We start from the raw sequence: 248 nt of genomic DNA, 5'->3' as shown, positions 1-248 counted from the left end.
GCCCGCCACGCCCAGCTCGCGGTAGCGGTCGGCCCACCGCTTGGCCGTCGTCGGTGAGACCTGGAAGCGCTCGGCAGCCCTGCGCAGGGGCCAGCCGTCCTCGACCACGCAGCGGGCCAGACGCAGTCGTCCGGTCTCGGTCAGGGGTGCATTACGGTGGACCACGAGGGCCTTTCTGGTTGGTGTAGACGTCGCAATCCACACCGAACCCGGAAGGCCCTCACCCGTTCAAGATCCCTCAGCCGAGA

Annotated in this window: 1 protein-coding gene; it reads right to left on the bottom strand. The window is 69.0% G+C overall.

From position 1 onward, the window contains the following. Positions 1-165, bottom strand: a 165-nt coding sequence (locus AC5WRT_RS39240; RefSeq protein ID WP_496098990.1) for a helix-turn-helix domain-containing protein, incomplete at its 3' end; no start/stop codon positions are given. Between the last annotated feature and the right edge of the window lie 83 nt (positions 166-248).

The organism is Streptomyces sp. NTD91 (assembly GCF_059510455.1).
This window is presented reverse-complemented; position numbering and strand designations above follow the sequence as displayed.